Annotated in this window: 16 protein-coding genes; 8 read left to right on the forward strand and 8 right to left on the reverse strand. The window is 48.1% G+C overall.

Going from position 1 to position 16,264, the window contains the following annotated elements; genetic code table 11:
- Positions 1 to 48 precede the first annotated feature (48 nt).
- Positions 49 to 828, forward strand: a complete 780-nt coding sequence (locus BTA51_RS18940) for a tetratricopeptide repeat protein (protein ID WP_094710122.1) — start codon at positions 49 to 51, stop codon at positions 826 to 828.
- A gap of 175 nt (positions 829 to 1,003) precedes the next feature.
- On the opposite strand, the gene BTA51_RS18945 is transcribed toward BTA51_RS18940, so the two are convergent.
- Positions 1,004 to 1,834 (reverse strand): hypothetical protein, encoded by an 831-nt coding sequence (locus BTA51_RS18945; RefSeq protein ID WP_094710124.1) that lies wholly within the window; start codon positions 1,832 to 1,834, stop codon positions 1,004 to 1,006.
- A gap of 382 nt (positions 1,835 to 2,216) precedes the next feature.
- Here BTA51_RS18945 and BTA51_RS18950 point away from each other — a divergent pair, with 382 nt between their 5' ends.
- Genes BTA51_RS18950 through BTA51_RS18965 form a run of 4 tightly spaced genes read left to right on the forward strand, consistent with a single transcriptional unit; the run spans position 2,217 to position 6,374 of the window.
- Positions 2,217 to 2,630, forward strand: a complete 414-nt coding sequence (locus BTA51_RS18950) for a DUF3830 family protein (RefSeq protein ID WP_094710126.1) — start codon at positions 2,217 to 2,219, stop codon at positions 2,628 to 2,630.
- Positions 2,631 to 2,663: 33 nt separating this feature from the next.
- Positions 2,664 to 4,274 carry a response regulator gene (locus BTA51_RS18955; RefSeq protein ID WP_094710128.1) on the forward strand — a complete coding sequence of 537 codons (1,611 nt, stop codon included), beginning with the start codon at positions 2,664 to 2,666 and terminating at the stop codon, positions 4,272 to 4,274.
- Positions 4,275 to 4,332: 58 nt separating this feature from the next.
- On the forward strand, positions 4,333 to 4,983 hold the full coding sequence (locus BTA51_RS18960) for a response regulator transcription factor (RefSeq protein WP_094710130.1): 651 nt from the start codon (positions 4,333 to 4,335) through the stop codon (positions 4,981 to 4,983).
- Entirely contained in the window at positions 4,980 to 6,374 is a 1,395-nt protein-coding gene (locus BTA51_RS18965) for a sensor histidine kinase (protein WP_094710132.1), read from the forward strand. The genes BTA51_RS18960 and BTA51_RS18965 overlap by 4 nt, the downstream gene beginning before the upstream one ends.
- Here BTA51_RS18965 and BTA51_RS18970 read toward each other — a convergent pair.
- Genes BTA51_RS18970 through BTA51_RS18985 form a run of 4 tightly spaced genes read right to left on the reverse strand, consistent with a single transcriptional unit; the run spans position 6,346 to position 10,871 of the window.
- Complete coding sequence (locus tag BTA51_RS18970; RefSeq protein ID WP_094710134.1) at positions 6,346 to 7,566, reverse strand: OprO/OprP family phosphate-selective porin; 1,221 nt, start codon at positions 7,564 to 7,566, stop codon at positions 6,346 to 6,348. The genes BTA51_RS18965 and BTA51_RS18970 overlap by 29 nt on opposite strands.
- Positions 7,563 to 8,141 carry a DUF4956 domain-containing protein gene (locus BTA51_RS18975; protein WP_094710136.1) on the reverse strand — a complete coding sequence of 193 codons (579 nt, stop codon included), beginning with the start codon at positions 8,139 to 8,141 and terminating at the stop codon, positions 7,563 to 7,565. Before BTA51_RS18975 ends, BTA51_RS18970 begins: the two co-directional genes overlap by 4 nt.
- Entirely contained in the window at positions 8,102 to 9,055 is a 954-nt protein-coding gene (locus tag BTA51_RS18980; protein WP_210404874.1) for a polyphosphate polymerase domain-containing protein, read from the reverse strand. The genes BTA51_RS18975 and BTA51_RS18980 overlap by 40 nt, the downstream gene beginning before the upstream one ends.
- A gap of 1 nt (position 9,056) precedes the next feature.
- Entirely contained in the window at positions 9,057 to 10,871 is a 1,815-nt protein-coding gene (locus BTA51_RS18985) for a CotH kinase family protein (RefSeq protein ID WP_246841095.1), read from the reverse strand.
- 367 nt (positions 10,872 to 11,238) lie between these two features.
- Between BTA51_RS18985 and BTA51_RS18990 the strand changes: the two genes are divergently transcribed.
- Positions 11,239 to 11,721 (forward strand): GNAT family N-acetyltransferase, encoded by a 483-nt coding sequence (locus BTA51_RS18990; protein ID WP_094710138.1) that lies wholly within the window; start codon positions 11,239 to 11,241, stop codon positions 11,719 to 11,721.
- A 154-nt stretch (positions 11,722 to 11,875) separates the two neighbouring features.
- On the forward strand, positions 11,876 to 12,685 hold the full coding sequence (locus BTA51_RS18995; RefSeq protein ID WP_094710140.1) for an alpha/beta fold hydrolase: 810 nt from the start codon (positions 11,876 to 11,878) through the stop codon (positions 12,683 to 12,685).
- Between the two features lie 54 nt (positions 12,686 to 12,739).
- Here the strand turns inward: BTA51_RS18995 and BTA51_RS19000 are convergent, their stop codons facing one another.
- The 3 genes from BTA51_RS19000 to BTA51_RS19010 all read right to left on the reverse strand — a co-directional run bounded on the left by BTA51_RS19000 (position 12,740) and on the right by BTA51_RS19010 (position 15,086).
- Complete coding sequence (locus BTA51_RS19000; RefSeq protein WP_094710142.1) at positions 12,740 to 13,612, reverse strand: CPBP family intramembrane glutamic endopeptidase; 873 nt, start codon at positions 13,610 to 13,612, stop codon at positions 12,740 to 12,742.
- A 98-nt stretch (positions 13,613 to 13,710) separates the two neighbouring features.
- Positions 13,711 to 14,445, reverse strand: coding sequence for an MBL fold metallo-hydrolase (locus BTA51_RS19005; protein WP_094710144.1), 735 nt, complete (start codon positions 14,443 to 14,445; stop codon positions 13,711 to 13,713).
- 5 nt (positions 14,446 to 14,450) lie between these two features.
- On the reverse strand, positions 14,451 to 15,086 hold the full coding sequence (locus BTA51_RS19010; RefSeq protein WP_094710146.1) for a hypothetical protein: 636 nt from the start codon (positions 15,084 to 15,086) through the stop codon (positions 14,451 to 14,453).
- 421 nt (positions 15,087 to 15,507) lie between these two features.
- Between BTA51_RS19010 and BTA51_RS19015 the strand changes: the two genes are divergently transcribed.
- Entirely contained in the window at positions 15,508 to 16,248 is a 741-nt protein-coding gene (locus BTA51_RS19015; RefSeq protein ID WP_094710148.1) for a tetratricopeptide repeat protein, read from the forward strand.
- The last annotated feature ends 16 nt before the right edge of the window (positions 16,249 to 16,264 follow it).

Below are 16,264 nucleotides of genomic sequence, written 5' to 3' on the forward strand. Positions count from 1 at the left end.
TTTATATCAATCGGCTCGCCGTGTTTTCGACAGGAATAGATAATAATTATGAGATTCTCCCTTAAATCCCTCGGTGCACTGATCTTTACCCTAGTGATCAGCAGCCAGTTGCACGCGGCTACCATGAAGGACGTCATGGAAGCAGTTAAGGCTAAGGAATTTGATAAAGCCTTTGAATCACTAACTGTGCTCTCCAATCAGGGACACCCTGACGCTATTTTTCTACTTGGTTTGATGTACGAGCGTGGGACTGCCACTGAACCGGACCAGGCCAAGGCCTACGAATTATTTTTAAAAGCTGCGGAAAAAGGGCATCCGAACGCACAGGTGGCTCTGGCGGGAATGCTGAGAGAAGGCCGGGGCGTTGAAGTGAATCTTGAGGAAAGCGCAAAGTGGCTGGAGAAGGCAGCGGACTCCGGTAGCTCGAATGCCAAATATAACCTGGGCTTGCGATACGCCAAGGGAGAGGGTGTTGAGAAGGATCTTGATAAAGCCATTTCATTGTATGAAGAGGCTGCCCAGCAGAACAATATGTACGGACAGTTCAACCTTGCCTATGCATACGCCACTGGAGAAGGTGTAGAAACCAACATGGTGGAAGCCATGAAATGGGCAATTCTCAGTGCTGCGGGTGGGTTTGATCGGGCGAAGCTGTTTGTGTCCTTCCTGAATGGCAAAATTGAACAGGAAGAGCTGGATCAGGCTAAAGACAAAGCGCAGGCCTGGCGGAAAGATAAAGGCCTGTCCGAGCTGGTGAACCTTCCTGAGGTGGTTACCCGAAAAGAGGAAGAGTCTACTCCCTCAGAAACCGCGGCAGTAGAGAATTGAGGTTCTCCTGGCGGGAGAAATCCTGATAATTGTTCCCAGATTCAAGTGAAGAAGGGATAGAAAAAAGGGGCGTTGGCCCCTTTTTTATTTGGCTGGAAGATTGTCTTTCGTTATCTGGTTGAAGCGCCCTGTTTATCCGCTGAGGGCTCTTTATTCATTAGCAGAAGCTCTTGTACTAGCTGAAGGCCCTTCGTTTTAACGTGCTGTTGAGGGCAGGTATTGAGCCTTTCATTTCCTTCTCGTCGGTTATCGTGTCATGCGTAGAAGGCTCTGGTCGAATAGTATTATCGGCTTCCGTCTCCTGTCGTCTTGTCTGGAGCAGGCGCTCCAGGCGACGACGACGGTCATCCACTGCCAACTGATCAATGGCGAGAAGACCAAGCTGATCGTCAAAGGCTTCATAGGTCACGATCGTTTTGTAGGCCGCTTCCCAGGCCCCCATTTTTTCCAGTAGTTCAGACAGCTCATTTACCGGAAACTGCACCCTGCGCCAGTAACTTGCCAGGGGCGATTCAAAATGAAGGTCGTAAATATCATTCACTGCATCTTCATACATCGCCAGTGCCTTCTGAGGATCGCTGCCAGCGAAGTAACTGGCTTCCTCAACTTTCAACGCGATATCGTTGTTACGTTGAATGATGGGATTGATCTTGCTCCAGTCCAACTCGCCAGGTTCTACACATACTCTCAGGATGTGCGGTCCTACTGGCTGTCGTTGAAATAGATTTCGGGGTGACCTGTTAATGGTTTCAGCGACCAGATCAGTACCGGTGTGAAGGTAACGGGCCAGAAGGTTGTGTGCGATTCTTATGACAGGACGCGTGCTGTCTGCCAAATAGACGTCAATGTCATCAGCGGGTTGGCTCCCGTCCTGATAACATCGGAAGCGGACACTCTGGTGTTTGCGCCAGCTTATGGTGAGATCAGATATTGTCAGATTAAGGTAAATACGATCCCTAATCCTCAGAGGGTCTTTGGTCTTTGAGTAGTTTCCTGGTGTCTCCATAGCTTTCCCGGATACATTTTTATTGTTGTCTTATTCTTATTATTTTTTCTTTGAGGTTATTATTCTTTTGAGAAACACTTCAGATGGTTGATCATACAATGATCTGAACAAAAGTCGAACACTTTTTGTCTAACTTGTTCATTTAAAACAAAAAGATCAAAAAATAGACAGTTTTTCGCATATCTGCTCTGTTTATCCGGGCATATGAACTGTACCGGTAGTACGAGTTGTATGAATAGTACGAATTGTATGAATAGTGCGAACAGGCCTTTTTTCAATGTACCGGCGGTCCCTGAGTGATTGTTAAGAGGCGCTTACATATAGCGTTATTCAACCCGGTATCTTGCCAATGCGGCATATTTTGTAAAACAGGAGACGATTCATGGTCCAAAGAATAAAAATAAGTTCCGGTGGCTATACATTCATTGCTGAGACCCACCCGGATGCGCCGCAGACCGTTGCCGCCTTTCTTAATCTTCTGCCATACCAGCAGAAACTGATTCATGTACGCTGGAGTGGGGAAGGATGCTGGATTCCTTTGGGGGATTATGAGCTGGGGGTTGGGTTTGAGAATCACACCAGTCACCCCTCCCGCGGAGATATTCTGTTTTACCCCGGTGGTTATAGTGAGACGGAAATCATCATGGCCTATGGAAGTTGCTGTTTTGCCAGCAAGATGGGGCAACTCGCGGGTAACCATTTTCTGACTATTACTGAAGGCATGGAAAACCTGCATGCCCTTGGCGTCAAGACGCTCTGGGAAGGTGCACAGCCCATTCTGTTTGAACTGGTGTGAATCAATATCTCTGTGTAGGATTATCCTACATAGATGAATATCCTCACTGCTAGTATTCGAAAACAATCCATGGTTTATGATGACTCAGGCGTAACCAGAGTCATCTGCCCGCAACAAACACGGACGCTATTTATTATGCCGACAGGTCAGCAATACCCCGTCTTGCTACGTTATGATGATGAAGCTGAATGTAAGAGGTTTGTTGACCAGTTTGGTGAGGACTTTGCCGTCACCTGTTGTGATTCGGATCAGCTCGCGCTGGATTTTTTGATTCGACAGGGACAGGAGATATGTGCGGTCTTTGTCGACCTGGCTGATGCACGTCAGGCTCTGGAGTCCCCGCTTTTTTTATTAGCCAGCCAACGCTTTCCCCATTGCCTTAAGGTTCTATTGAGTGACGGAATTGCCCTTGATGAAGTCATTGAACTGGTCGGGAAGCAGGTTGTGGATAAATGCTTCTCCCGCCGCTACGATCGCGACCTGATTCGATCTCTTGTGTATACCGCCCAAATGGCGCTGCATGATGCCATTGGGATGCCAGAATCCCAAGTTTCCGGGGAGGCCTCTTTCCCAACGGTCTTGATCGTGGATGATGAGCAAGCGGCCACCAAATACCTTCGCAAACAGTTGGAGCGGATGCAGGACCGCTTTAATGTGCTCTGTGCTGCCAATGCGGATGAGGCGTTAAGCATTGTGCGTAGCCAGCCGGTAGCGGTGATCATGACCGACCAGCGGATGCCCGGCATGAAGGGCGACCAGTTGCTGAATGAGTTACGCCGGAGTCAGCCCCATATCATCAGGATTTTAACGTCTGCCTATGGGGAGGTGGACGTGGCTTTAGGTGCAGTCAATCAAGGGAAGATATTCAGGTACCAGAAGAAGCCCTGGGACGCCCGCGAGGTTTTAGCCTGCCTTGATGCAGCATTGGATGAGCACCGTAAACTGACCCAAATGCATCGTGACAGCCGTTCATACATCAAGCAGGAATTCAGCCGGATATGCCAGACGCGAAGAACTGCGTTATGCGAAGCGCTGGCTGACCTTGTTGATGGTGTCGGGGGGGAGGGGACGCTACGACAATTTCTCGAAGATATGGAGAAGGTCGTGATGTTGCCGCCCAATACGTCCCATCTTCGAGCCAGTGGCGAGACCGATGTCGAGAAATTACTCGTCCGGGGAGTGCAGGAAGAACTTCGTCGTCAATTGGAACCCCTTGCCCGGTCTGACAAGACCTGCTGGCAGCAATCATTGAGTTCGTTGGCAGGGAGTCTGAAGGCCTATTGCGGCATCATGGGGGAAGCATCTATTGATCCTGTGGCAGACCTTGATGCCGACAATCCTGTATGCGTTGGGTTTTTGAATGCATTGGAACTGATTCTTTCGTCGTCGGGAATGTCGCGTGAGGCGCTTGTATTCGAGGCATCTGCTGCAGACTGGGAGCTGAGGTGTGGTAGTGCCGGCCCCTTAAAAATGTATGCCCATCTATTGGCTCCGTTGACCAGAGTATCCAGCCCTTTACTACAGCAGCAGTCAGCTTTGTTAATGCTCTATATCCTTTGTCGTCGACTTGGGGGAACAATCGAGCTAGAGGGCGCGCAGCAAAGTTTTTCCCTCAAAATCAGGATCCCAGGTTCAGGCGGTTGAGGTGGATGGATGTTGAAGAAGCTGATGTTGAAAGGGCTGGATGTTATGGGGGATAGACATGATGGGTAGCCAAGGCATCAGACTCTTCATCACGATAGATAAGCTGCTGTTCCGGGAGTGCCTGCTGTATCAGTTAATTCTGCAAGATGAAGTGGATCTGGTCGGTGAGTCCTCCACGGGGGTGGATACGCTTGCCAGGTTGTCCGATAGTGGTGCGAGTGTGCTGATTATCGAAGAGGATCTGAAGGACAATGATGGTCTGACAATATCAGAAATTGCGTTAGCCCAGAATCCGTCACTCTCCATCATGTTGTTGGTGAATTCCACCATCAGCACCAATCGCCTGGCAATTTATCTTGAGGCCGGGATCAAGTCGGTGATTACGAAACATCAGCCCGTCCAGGAACTGATCAAAGCACTCCACTATATTAAAAATGGTCATGTGTATGTGGATGCCGAGCACTATCGACCGATGCCAGCGGCTGTGGAGGCAGACCTTGAGGTCTTCAACTCTCTATCAGACCGCGAAAGGGAGGTGGCGCAATTGATGGCGCAAAGGGTGTCGGTGAAATCGATAGCTGAGCAATTGGGGGTATCCTATAAAACCGTGCATTCATACAAAGACCGGATATTTGTCAAAATGGGATTTGAGCGACTGCCGGAACTGGTTTTGTATATGAAGCGTTTCCAGAATCAAGTCAGTGTATGAAGATATTGAATGGGCTGTCCCAGGTCAGGCTGTTGCCGGAGAAGAAGCAACAGCATTTTGAGCGCTTTTATCATGCCCAGGTGAAGTATCGCCTATTACCACTATTTGCTGATCTGTCATTGCTGGTGACGATTCTTGGTACCTTGCTGTTCATTTTCAGCCTTTCCCGGCAGGCCGATACCAATGTTCACTTTCTAACGTATGTATACACGGGCATTCTTGTGGGGCTGGCACTTCTGCATCGATTTACCCGGCTTCGATATGCCTCGCCGTTAATTGTATACATTGTGTTTTCCCTGATGTCCCTGTTCAGTTATCTGGGATACATCGATGCCGCAGGAGGCGTGGTACCGATCTTCGGATTGCACTTCTTTCTGAGCTCATTGGGCTTTATTACGCTGTCTCTCTTTCATACCTTGGTGATTATTGCGCTGAATCTGGTGTTATTGGTGTTGGCTACCCGGTTGGCGGTGACTCCGGGAGAAGTCGCGGGGGCCATAGCTTCTGTCCTAAGCAACTGGTTTATTGCGATGTGTCTTATGATTGCGCCTTTGTCAGCCATCTTTAATCGCTGGTTTTTTCGCAACCTGTTTGCATTGCAGTATCTCCTGAAGGACCGTAACAAGCTTCTGACAGCGACATTTCAGTCGCTTCAGGAAACCGAAGACAAATTGATTCAACAGCAAAAGCAGCAAGCTCTGAGTCATATGGCAAAAGGGCTGCTGCATGAGATTATGAATCCGGTCAATTGCTCTACACAGGCGTTGCAATATGCCAGGAGCATCAATCGGGATGAGGAAATCGGTGAGGCGCTGGATGATGCCATATTACACCAATCCAGAATCGCCGATATTGTTTCGGATCTGATCGAATTTTCCCAGCCTAAACCTGATCATGATATGGAACAGGCAGATGTACGTGAATTGATTAATACTGCCATCCGTATCTGCCGGAATGAACTGAGAGGCGTTGAAGTCCGTGTGTCCCTGGCGGATAACTTGAGCGTAAGCTGTTATCCATCTGCGTTGACTCAAGTGTTTGTTAATCTCATGTTGAATGCCTCCTCGGCTCTGGAAGGGAAACCTGTTAACCAGGCCGCCATGATTGATATCAGCTCTGAGCAAGGGACGGACAGCCTGAATATTCGTATTCGGGATAACGGCAGAGGGATTGAGTCAAATGATATACGGCGCCTGACCGAGCCGTTTTATTCCACCAAGGACACCCCCAACAGCCTGGGATTGGGATTAAGTATCTGTCAGACCATCATGCGTCACCATCATGGTTCGATAAAAATTGATAGTGAGCATGGTGTCTGGACAGAGGTGGTGCTCTCGCTTCCTCTGCGATCTACGGTAGAAGCTAAAAGCGATATTGGGCTCTCAGGGTAATGGCGTCTCCTTCGGGGTTATCATTCAAGGCATTGCCGCTGATGTCAGGCATCAGGTAATTCAGTCTGATAAGAAAGCTCTTTTTCAGATAGTAGTTGATGCCCATTAACAGTACCTGGGCTTTTGCCCCGAGTTCATGATCCCGAAGATCCACTGCACTGAAGCGGGTAACCAGTTCAACAGCACCATATTGGCTTTGCGGTTTGATGCGTTTGAATTCGCCCTTGCTGTATTCCCGCTGTTCGCCCGTTACCAGAAAGCTTAACTGCGCATAGAATCCGGAATAGTCCCACTGAGTGTCATCAGTTTGGGTAACTTGTTCTGACATGACTTCTGAGCTGAAAGTAACAGATTTATATAGCCACGCCAGTTCACCCCCAAGTAGCGTCGATGTGTCGGCATCGAATCGGGCGCTTCGAACCACATTATCTGCACTGAAAACTTCCGCTTCGTCTTTAATTTGAAAAGATTGTTCCTGTAAATCGCGATAGGAAGCGGCCAATCCCATATGAAGAGTGAACGCATCTCCACGAACAGGGGCCATGGTGAATCGGCCGGTGACGGATTGAGGTGATTCGGAATCTGATGATTCCTGAAAAACACCCAGCGCCCAGGTATAGGCCTTCTTTTTGTCGTTGAGCCTGATGCCGTAAGATGAGCGTCCTGGTGCGAATACGGAGGTGGCCAGTGAGCGTTCATTGGTGATCAGACTGGAGAAACCTCCCAGTCGTTCAAATCCAAAGGGCTCCAGCATTCGGCCGACCTGAATATGGGCGAACTTGAATCCCCGGTAATCAATATTGGCGTCTCCCAGTTCGAGATCCTGGTCGTTTCCCTCGTGACTGTAGTTCAATCCCAGTTCTGCTCTCCATTCCTTGTTTAAACGATAATCAAATCCCAGTTTGGCCTTTCGCAAAAGATAATTGGTGGTGGAATCCTTCGCCTTCTTATCATGGAACGATCCATAGTGATCAATCCCCAGGTTCAGATAGGCATCAATATCCAGGTTGTTGGCATCCTCTTTGTGGTCTTCTTCATCTTCCTGATCCATGACCTCTTCCTGGTTCCTGACTTTGCCCTGGTTTTTGACACTATCGGACGAGGGAGCTTGAACCTCGGGAGAGTCTGCCCCATGGGCAGAAACGCATAGTAAAGCCAACATCATTGGCGTCCATTGGAAAATGGTATTCATTTCACAGCCTTTTTTCTGTAGTGCAAACGAAGTTGAGCGGTATCCCTGAGGAAGCTGATCGAGATAACTTCCACCTGAAGAACATCAAGGCCGGTTCGTAAGGAAAGGTCCTCGAGTAAGGCTTGTCTTCTGTCCGGGTGAATGTTTTCTATTTTTTCGTATTCCACGTCGCGCTCCTCAATCAATGGGAGCAGTACTCTGGTTTCCAGGACCAGAGCCAGGGCAATTATCAGGGTGTTGAGAGCGATGAGTTCATGGTGTTGCATGGCTCCTACGGCTCCGAGTAACGCCATGGCGATGACCAGGAACAGGTAGGTCATTTCCTTAATGCCCAGGGCTTCTGTGCGGTAACGAAGCATGGAGAATACGGCGAACAACCCGAAGGCGAATCCCATGGTTACTTCCGCTGAATGCAGCAAAGCCGTAACCAGAAAAACACCGGTACCAAACAGGATAAAGGACGCCGCATTTTCTCTGTGTCTTGAGAAGCTGTAATAGAGGCGAATAAGTACCAGAACGGAGACGGTGTTTATGATCAGGCGGATGAAAAAATCGAGGTTAATGGTTGATTCCATAATGATTCCTTTGGATTCTGATTATTTTTGTCATCTGTGCCATTGTGCGGGAGTGTTTTGTCCGTATATCCCGGAATGGTGAAGGCCTGTAATGGCACCAAATTGTGCTGGGGCGCAGAGTGAGATTGTTCTTTGATGGGAGCTCCTGAGCGATGTAATTGCTGGAGCCTGTTCAGTCGATTCAGAACCGGCTTGAAACGGTTGGACTTTACCCGGTCACCCTTCACCAGACTGGTTCCGATGCAGTATTTGCTGAACCCCAGAGGTCTTAACCCTTTCTGCTTCAGAAGCGTGGTCATTGCAGAGTTCTCATGCTTGCGCTCGCATTTAACCTCGACCAGTGCTATTCCCGGCAACGCGATCTGTTGAGCTTTGTCGGCGGTAGCAAATTGAAGGTCCACATCCAGGGTAATCCGCTCGCGGAAATCCTTGCTCATGAGGGTGGCTCGTTTGTACCTGACAAAAAGTGCCGGCCGCATCCTTGCAGCCGACAGGCCCAACAGGCGGTAAAGGAAATGGTAAATCTCTGATGATGGAATATCTGGAGAGCCGACTTCTATCCGGTGTTTGATGGTGCGTCGTTGGTTGTTCTTGTGTTTGATTTCAAGAAACGATTGATTGCTATCCACATAATGCCGGGTGCGCACCTTGAAGCGATTCAATTTGCCGTTGTGATGCGCCTGATAGAGCTCTAATGTGCCTGAGTCAAAGTAGAGTGTGTCGTAGGTAAACCACCGGCAACCTTCCATCTCCAGCATGGTGTAATTGCCTTTCAGGCATTCTAGATACTTTTCCAGTTCAGGCTGCAGCAGCATGAACTTGGAATCCATGCGATTCATCAGAGCAGCCTTGGACTGCTCTATCAGTGAATGGCTCGGATGGCCGCTACAGGGAAAGGGTTCCTGGGGGCGCACGTTACTCAACTCCTGGTAGATATTCGAGTTTCATATTCATGCTGAGTTTTACATCGCCAACATTGCTGCCGCTGCCAACGCTGCTGATATTGATTGTGCCCGTTGCCCCCATGGCCAGGGTGTTAACTCCCAAAGGTGCGGAATCATCTGCTTCGAATAATATGGCGTTGGTGGCGAGTCCCTGTAGTGAGTGTGTGCCGGGTTTGTAATCGGAAGATTCGATAAACAGTTGGATGACGTAGGCTTTTGTGAAATCACTAATGTCCACGCCAATTAACAGTAAGCCGACAACGCTGGGATTGGTGTAGTCCGTCAGGGAGTAAACAATGCTGTCTACTTTAGTGCCTGCATACATGATGTTGGAGATGACGGTACGGCCGTTCGGCAGGGTGAATGTGAAGGTTCCGGTATCCGTCCCTTTGCTTGCTGTAATTGAGCCGCTCAGATTAGTCGTTTTCGGTTGCTGACTGCAGTCGACCTCAACATCCTCCAATAGATGCGCTGTTCCCGTCGCGTCGCTATCCGCCAGTGCAGCATTCAGTTTTTGGCGTTGAGAGGCGATATAGTCATCATCGCCTTCACTTCCTTTGCCGGAGATAAAGTTGGAGATGCTTTCAAATGCTGCCTCGGGAGTGCCTGTCAGCAGGCGGATTCGGCTCAATTCTTCCTGCAATGCAGCTTCGTTCCAATCGTTGTTGAGAAGATCTTCCAAGGTAGAGAAGTACTGCTCACGATAGGTATCAATGTCATACAGACGGGCAGCCAGGCTGAGGTTTCTAAACATCGGGCCTGAGTCCGGTTTGAATACATGAGCACCGGTGAATGCGGTGTCGGCACCCCACGGAATAAAGTGAAGCAGCTTGTCGTCGGTAGAGTGATAGATATAGAAATTGTTGGCGTTGCCTGTAGCTGAATCCCAGAAGCCCAGGAGAGTTTCCATGGCCCAGAAACGAATGAATTCGTCCACATCCAGAATCTGCGGTAAGGCGTCGATAAGTTGAGCATCTGATAGCTTGAGTGTGTCTACTACCTGTTGCAGATCCGTACGGTCGTTTTCTGATTCGTTGGTTTTCAGTTCAAATTTCTGACTTAGATAAGTGCCAAAATCAGCCAGCTGGGCTTCATACAGGTTGCCACCCTTGTTGCCAAAAGCCTCTTTCAGGAATGGCTTTTTGACTGGTTCAACATTGGAAAAGATACCCAGGTTTTCACCATTGATTTTGACGCGGGCGAAGTTGCAGTGGGGGGATGCAATCCCGGCTTTGCGAAACAAATCATAGGCCATGCATTGACGGGCATTGGACGGATCCTGGCGGTTGTTGTTCAATGTCATGCGGCTCATGTTCTGATATGTGCGGCCATCATGAAGATCATCAAAATCGAGCTTTATGGAGGGGCGGCTGGGGCTGAGGGAGCCCAGGAATCCTTTTTTCCTGATCACCACATTTTTCATGGTGTCACCATCAATGGTGACGGTGGCGGTGAACTCGGTGTATTCGTAGTCGGGTACGCACTCTCTCGCAGTGCTGGCGAGAGTGCGTCCTTCTTTTTTCATGGCAGCATAATCAGAGGCCGCCATGGTAATGTTGACATCAATCAGGCGCTTTGGATCGTAAAGATCGCCATCTCCGCCAACATTAATCGGCTCCAAAGGCGGTTCGAAATCAGAGGGTTTGGTTGTGGTGGTTGATCCTCCACTACAACCGGCCAATGGCCCTATCATGATGCTGAGCAGGATACTAAATAGCAGATAAAGGAGTGCTGTTAGATTGACGGTGTTTCCAGGGAAGGTTTGTTTAGTCGTTATTTTTATCACGGATACTACTCCATTAGAGCGAAATTGAATCAAGTGACAGCGTTCCAGTATCAGTATCCGACCTGGTGTTTTTTATGTATGTAAGATCGTCTTACAGTCTGTGGGAAGCGGGGGAAGCGGAAGTCAGAATGCGGAAAACAGTGAATAGGAGACATAGAGCTATATAGCAACGATAGTTCTTTGGTAACTATGGTTCTTTGCTATAGGACAATTTGAATTTCAGAGAAGTCTGCTTATGCTAAATGAATGTTCGGGGGTTTCAGGTAAGCTTATTCAGTAAGGAGCAAAAAGGCGTTAAGAGTGAAAAAGTAACAGGGAATTTGTTCTTCTTATTTAAATATTTCCACTAATAGTAAAGGATTTATAGATGGTAGATATTCGACCTGCTTCAATGGATGATTTCAACACGATGTGGAATATATTCCAGTCAGTTATCGAAACCGGTGATGCGCTTCCATTTGGTGAAAGCTTTGATCGGGATACGTTTCATCAGGATTGGTTTACTTCACATCCGGCTTATGTCGCAACCAATGAGTCTGGTGTTATCGGCATGTATAAAATGGGAGCTAATTACCCTGACTTGGGAGCTCATGTTTCAAGTGCTACCTTTCTGGTAAGCCCGGATGTTCAAGGAAAGGGAGTCGGGCGGGCATTAGTTTGCCATAGCCTTGAACGAGCTCGTTCAGAAGGCTTTTCAGCTATGCAGTTCAACTATGTGGTCAGTACCAATGTCGCAGCTGTTGAGCTTTATAAGTCGTTAGGTTTTTCCATTGCGGGCACTTTGCCCAAAGCATTCAGGCACAAGCGACTTGGACTTGTCGACGCTTATGTCATGTTCCGTTTTTTGTAAGCTGAACATTAAGAATTTTGTAAGCTGAGCATTAAGAATAAGGCCGCGAATTCGCAATACAAAGTTCCAGGACTTACGTTATTACGCTGTACAACAAATTTGTGAAACCTAAAAGTTTCACATTTCAGAAAACCAAGCAGGAGAGGGACGACAGATGCCCACCATCAACGTAAACGGTGTATCCCTGTATTACGAAGACCAGGGAACTGGTCCCGAAACTATCGTGTTTGCTCACGGGCTCTTGTGGAGTGGGCGCATGTATGATGATCAGGTGGAGGCATTAAAGGATCGATACCGCTGTATCACCTTTGATTTCAGAGGGCAGGGACAGAGTGAAGTCACTGCTTCAGGGTATGATATGGATACTCTGGCCAATGATACGGCAGAGATGATCAAGACGCTTAACTGCGCACCCTGCCATTTTGTCGGACTATCCATGGGGGGATTTATCGGGCAACGTTTGGCCATCAATTACCCCACATTGATCAAATCTCTAGTGCTCTTGGAAACCTCGGCGGACCCGGAGCCGGAAGAAAATATTCCCCGATACCGAAAACTGAATTTTATTGCCCGGTGGTTTGGATTTGGCATTGTGGCTGAGCGGGTGATGCCGATTATGTTTGGTCAGAAGTTTCTGACAGATCCAACCCGCACTCAGCAAAGAGCCCTGTGGAAACAGCGCATGATTGCGAATAGAAGACTCGGAACGACCCGAGCTGTTAAGGGCGTCATCGATAGGAAAGGAATGTATGACCAGCTTGACAGCATTAATGTGCCTACCCTGATTATTGTGGGGGATCAGGATGTGGCGACTATCCCTGCCAAATCCGAACGGATGCGTGATCGGATTAACGGTTCCAGAATGGTTGTGATCCCCGGGGCAGGGCATACCTCTACAGTGGAAGAGCCTGTGGCCGTCAACAAAACACTGGAAGAATTCCTCCGTAGTTTATCTGGCGGATAGGATGCTTGATGAAACAGAACGACATAGAACAGCAGATATTGCCAGCTCAACCCCTCAGAACGTCGCAGGATACGTGAAGAACGTTAAATGCAGAATGTTCAATGAGAAGTGGGCTGTCACTGAGGTCAGATAGTGCCTGGACCTCCAGTAAACTCCGGCATATAGCAGGGCCGCCAGTAATATCAACAACATTCTTTCGGCAGCACCGGGGCCCGTATGAAAATGTGCAAGGGTAAAGAGTATTGCGGACACCGCGAATGCAATCAAGCCGGCATATCTATGTTTTATGACACTCCATAAGGTATCTTGAATTAATAGTCTGAAAAAAGCCTCTTCAGCCAGGCAGGTAACAAACAGATTAAAGAATGCAAATGCCAGGGTTAATTCGCCGAACTTGATATCAAGTTTTATTCCCAAGACATAGCCGACAATAAATACGGTGGATATACCAGCTGCCATGATCGGCAAATCTCTCTGAATGAACTCGCCCGCTTTCCAGTGAAGGAGCCGCCCCTGCATAAGGCTTAGGATGACGATGGCTGCAATGGCCTTGTCGAGTCCTGCTTTCAGTGTAAAGGGCAAGCTCGAAGAGCTGATACCCTGCGACTGGTATAAAACTTCGTTGTGAAAGCCGGGCACAAGGTGCATAGCTAATGCCAAAGAACCGATAATCACGAGCGTCCAGGATTCCTTTCTGATGTAAGCGTTCTGATGTCTGGATAAGTGAGCGCTGACGAAGTACGCCACCACAATGCCTAATGCGATAAAATTGATCAGTTGAAATATTGTGGCTGTGATCAGCATGCCGGCGAGTAGAATGGAGCCATTCCTGGAAAAAGCAGTGAGCTTTCCACCAACTATTCCAAGTGCCAAAATTGCATAGATGGCAAAGGTGACGATGGTGCCAGCTGAGATATGGATATCCATGCAGATAGGTTTGTCCGTTAGACGTAAATCGAAACAAACTACCTTAACTCAGCAGATTCGTATATTAAAAAGTTGAAGGCTGTATATTTTGGGCCCATTCAGAGAATGGCGGATCCGACTTCCAATGCTTCAAACCAATCCAGGAACCTTTTTACGTCATCACCTTTGAAGATCCGTCCATGTTGTGGGGCCATGTATTCAATGGGCAGTTTGCGCACCCGGTCAATCCAGTGTTGCTTAGCTTTGTTGGAGGGCATCCAACGCTTATGGAAGGCTTCCATATGTTTGGTGTGCTCGGAAAAGTTCTCGACAAATAGCGGGGGTTGTCCGGGTTCCAATGCGGCTCCGATATCTCCTGACATCAGGACCTTCAATTGTGGGTCATAGACATTGAAGTTTCCGGAAGAGTGAAGGTAGTGGGCGGGAACCAGGGTCAGGCGAACGGCTCCCAAATCGATTTCGCCGCCCTCATCCGGTATACGAACATATTCCGTGTGCTCCATACCGAAATGGCGGATAAACCCTTCCCAGAGCCAGGGAGCATGCAGCCGGGCCTTGGGCAGGGCTCTATCCCATAGCCCAAGGGATGAAATAATGTCCGGGTCCTGGTGGGAAGCAAACAGATCCGTAATTTCATTAATGGCAGAATATTCCAGGGCACTGTTCAGCATGGCCGAAAACAGTTCAATTCCACCCGGATCCATGATCAAAAGCCGATTATGCGTTTTGATCATATATTGATTGGTATCGATAATTCGATCTGGCTTTTCCGGATCCCGCCCGCAAATAATCCATTTGTGCGTATTGTTTTCCCAAAGCGTTTTGGTGAGCATTCCGGTCACTCCATTAAGTTCATCAGTCTATCGCCCATCAGGATGCGGTCTTTCAGCCTGAGTACAGCATCTTCAATGGTGTCGGCAATGGCCCATAAGGAATCCTGGAAAGGGCCGGCCCGGGAAGCCTCGATACGGCAAATGGCAACGATAGAATTCAACGTCCTGTTACAGTCTTTGATCTCGCGAAGATTTTTCTTAAGCAATACCACCGCATTGAGGTTTTTCTCGGTGAATTGATCCGCACTTTTTAAGATGTCTTCTTTTAGCTGGTGTAGTTCAGGATGGTTCTGGAAAGCTTTGTCACTGAGTCTGTCCAGATTAGCCGCCATTTTCTGTTCGAATACGCTCTTTACAGAAGCTTTGGTTAACCCCTGGGCGAGCTCGCCAACGCTGTCCGCCAGACTGATCATGATATTCGCGGTGACATTGATGTAGTCCGTAATCCCGGAAAAGCCTTTTCCCCACTCGTCAGCCCGTGCAGTGATAGCCTGGGCATTTTTGGAGCATAACGACAACTGTTTCGCCGTCTGCTTGGTGGAATTAAGTTCCGTGGCTAGAGTTGCGGCCAGGACATAAGGTGGGATGGTTCTGCCTTCAAAACTGTCCACCAGCGCCTGTAAGGTAGTCTGATTCAGCATGCGTCACCGTTATCTGGTTCCCTGGCAATGTTCACTGCTATGAATAACTGCTTTGAATAATAGGAGCTTCGAATCATAGGAGCTTCTTCACTGAGTGGCCTGAGATAGGAGGTTGAGAGGCCTGTGTCAGTGATACTGAATAGCTGATACCCATTAACTATAGCAAAGAAAGGAACAAAATTATGGTGGGCCTAAGAGAATGCCTCAAATGCAGATCCATCCTGGCAAGAGGGGGCGAATGCACAAGAAGGTACAAATTACGTGAAAGAAAGTGAAAAAGTGAATCAATATGATGAAATGTTGCTTCTTTAGCTTTAAATTGCCTGCCTTGTCCACTTAGCTTTGGCTTGATGGATGAATGTTGTTCGTATCCAAACTATTCAGATACAAACTCTGTTGTTATCAACATGGAGAGTGGGAAGTGCCATTTCTGATCTTATCTATCCTGATTCAGGTAGCTCTTGTGGTTCATATTTTTAAAACCGGTAGAAATACTATCTGGATATGGGTCGTCATCATGCTGCCTATGGTTGGGACCATTGCTTATTTCGTCGTCGAAGTTCTGCCTGAAATAGGTGCCAGTAGAACAGGTAGAAAAGCCAGAAGAAGAATTGGTGGGATTGTGAATCCAAATCAGGAAATCAAGAAGGCGGCCTTTGACTATTCGATCTCGGACACGCAGGAAAATTCCATTGCGTTGGCCGAGGAAATGATCAAGAAAGAAATGTATGGAGAGGCTGGTGCGCTTTTCAAGAGATGTCTCAAGGGAATCTATGAACATGACCCTGTGATCCTGTTTGGGTTGGCCAGAGCAGAGTTTGGTCAGCATCGTTATGATGAAGTGAAGCAAATCCTGGATCGCTTGATTGAACATAACCCCAACTACAAAAATGCGGATGCCCATCTGTTATATGCCAGGACGCTGGAGCGTCTAGGTGATGTTCAGGCGGCTTTGCATGAATATTCAGTATTGGATACATATTTCTCAGGTCCTGAGGCGACCTATCGCTATGCGCAATTACTTAAAAACTCTGGTGATATGCGAAAGGCTCAGGAGTTACTGGAGAAAATTGTGTTTCAGGCAAGCCGGTCAAGCCGGCATTACAATGACCTCTACAAAAAGTGGATTAAGTTGGCTCGAAGCGAAATGAAGAGCGTGTAGAGAAGATTAAGCCATC

This window comes from Hahella sp. CCB-MM4 (assembly GCF_002260525.1).
Lineage (GTDB): Bacteria > Pseudomonadota > Gammaproteobacteria > Pseudomonadales > Oleiphilaceae > Hahella.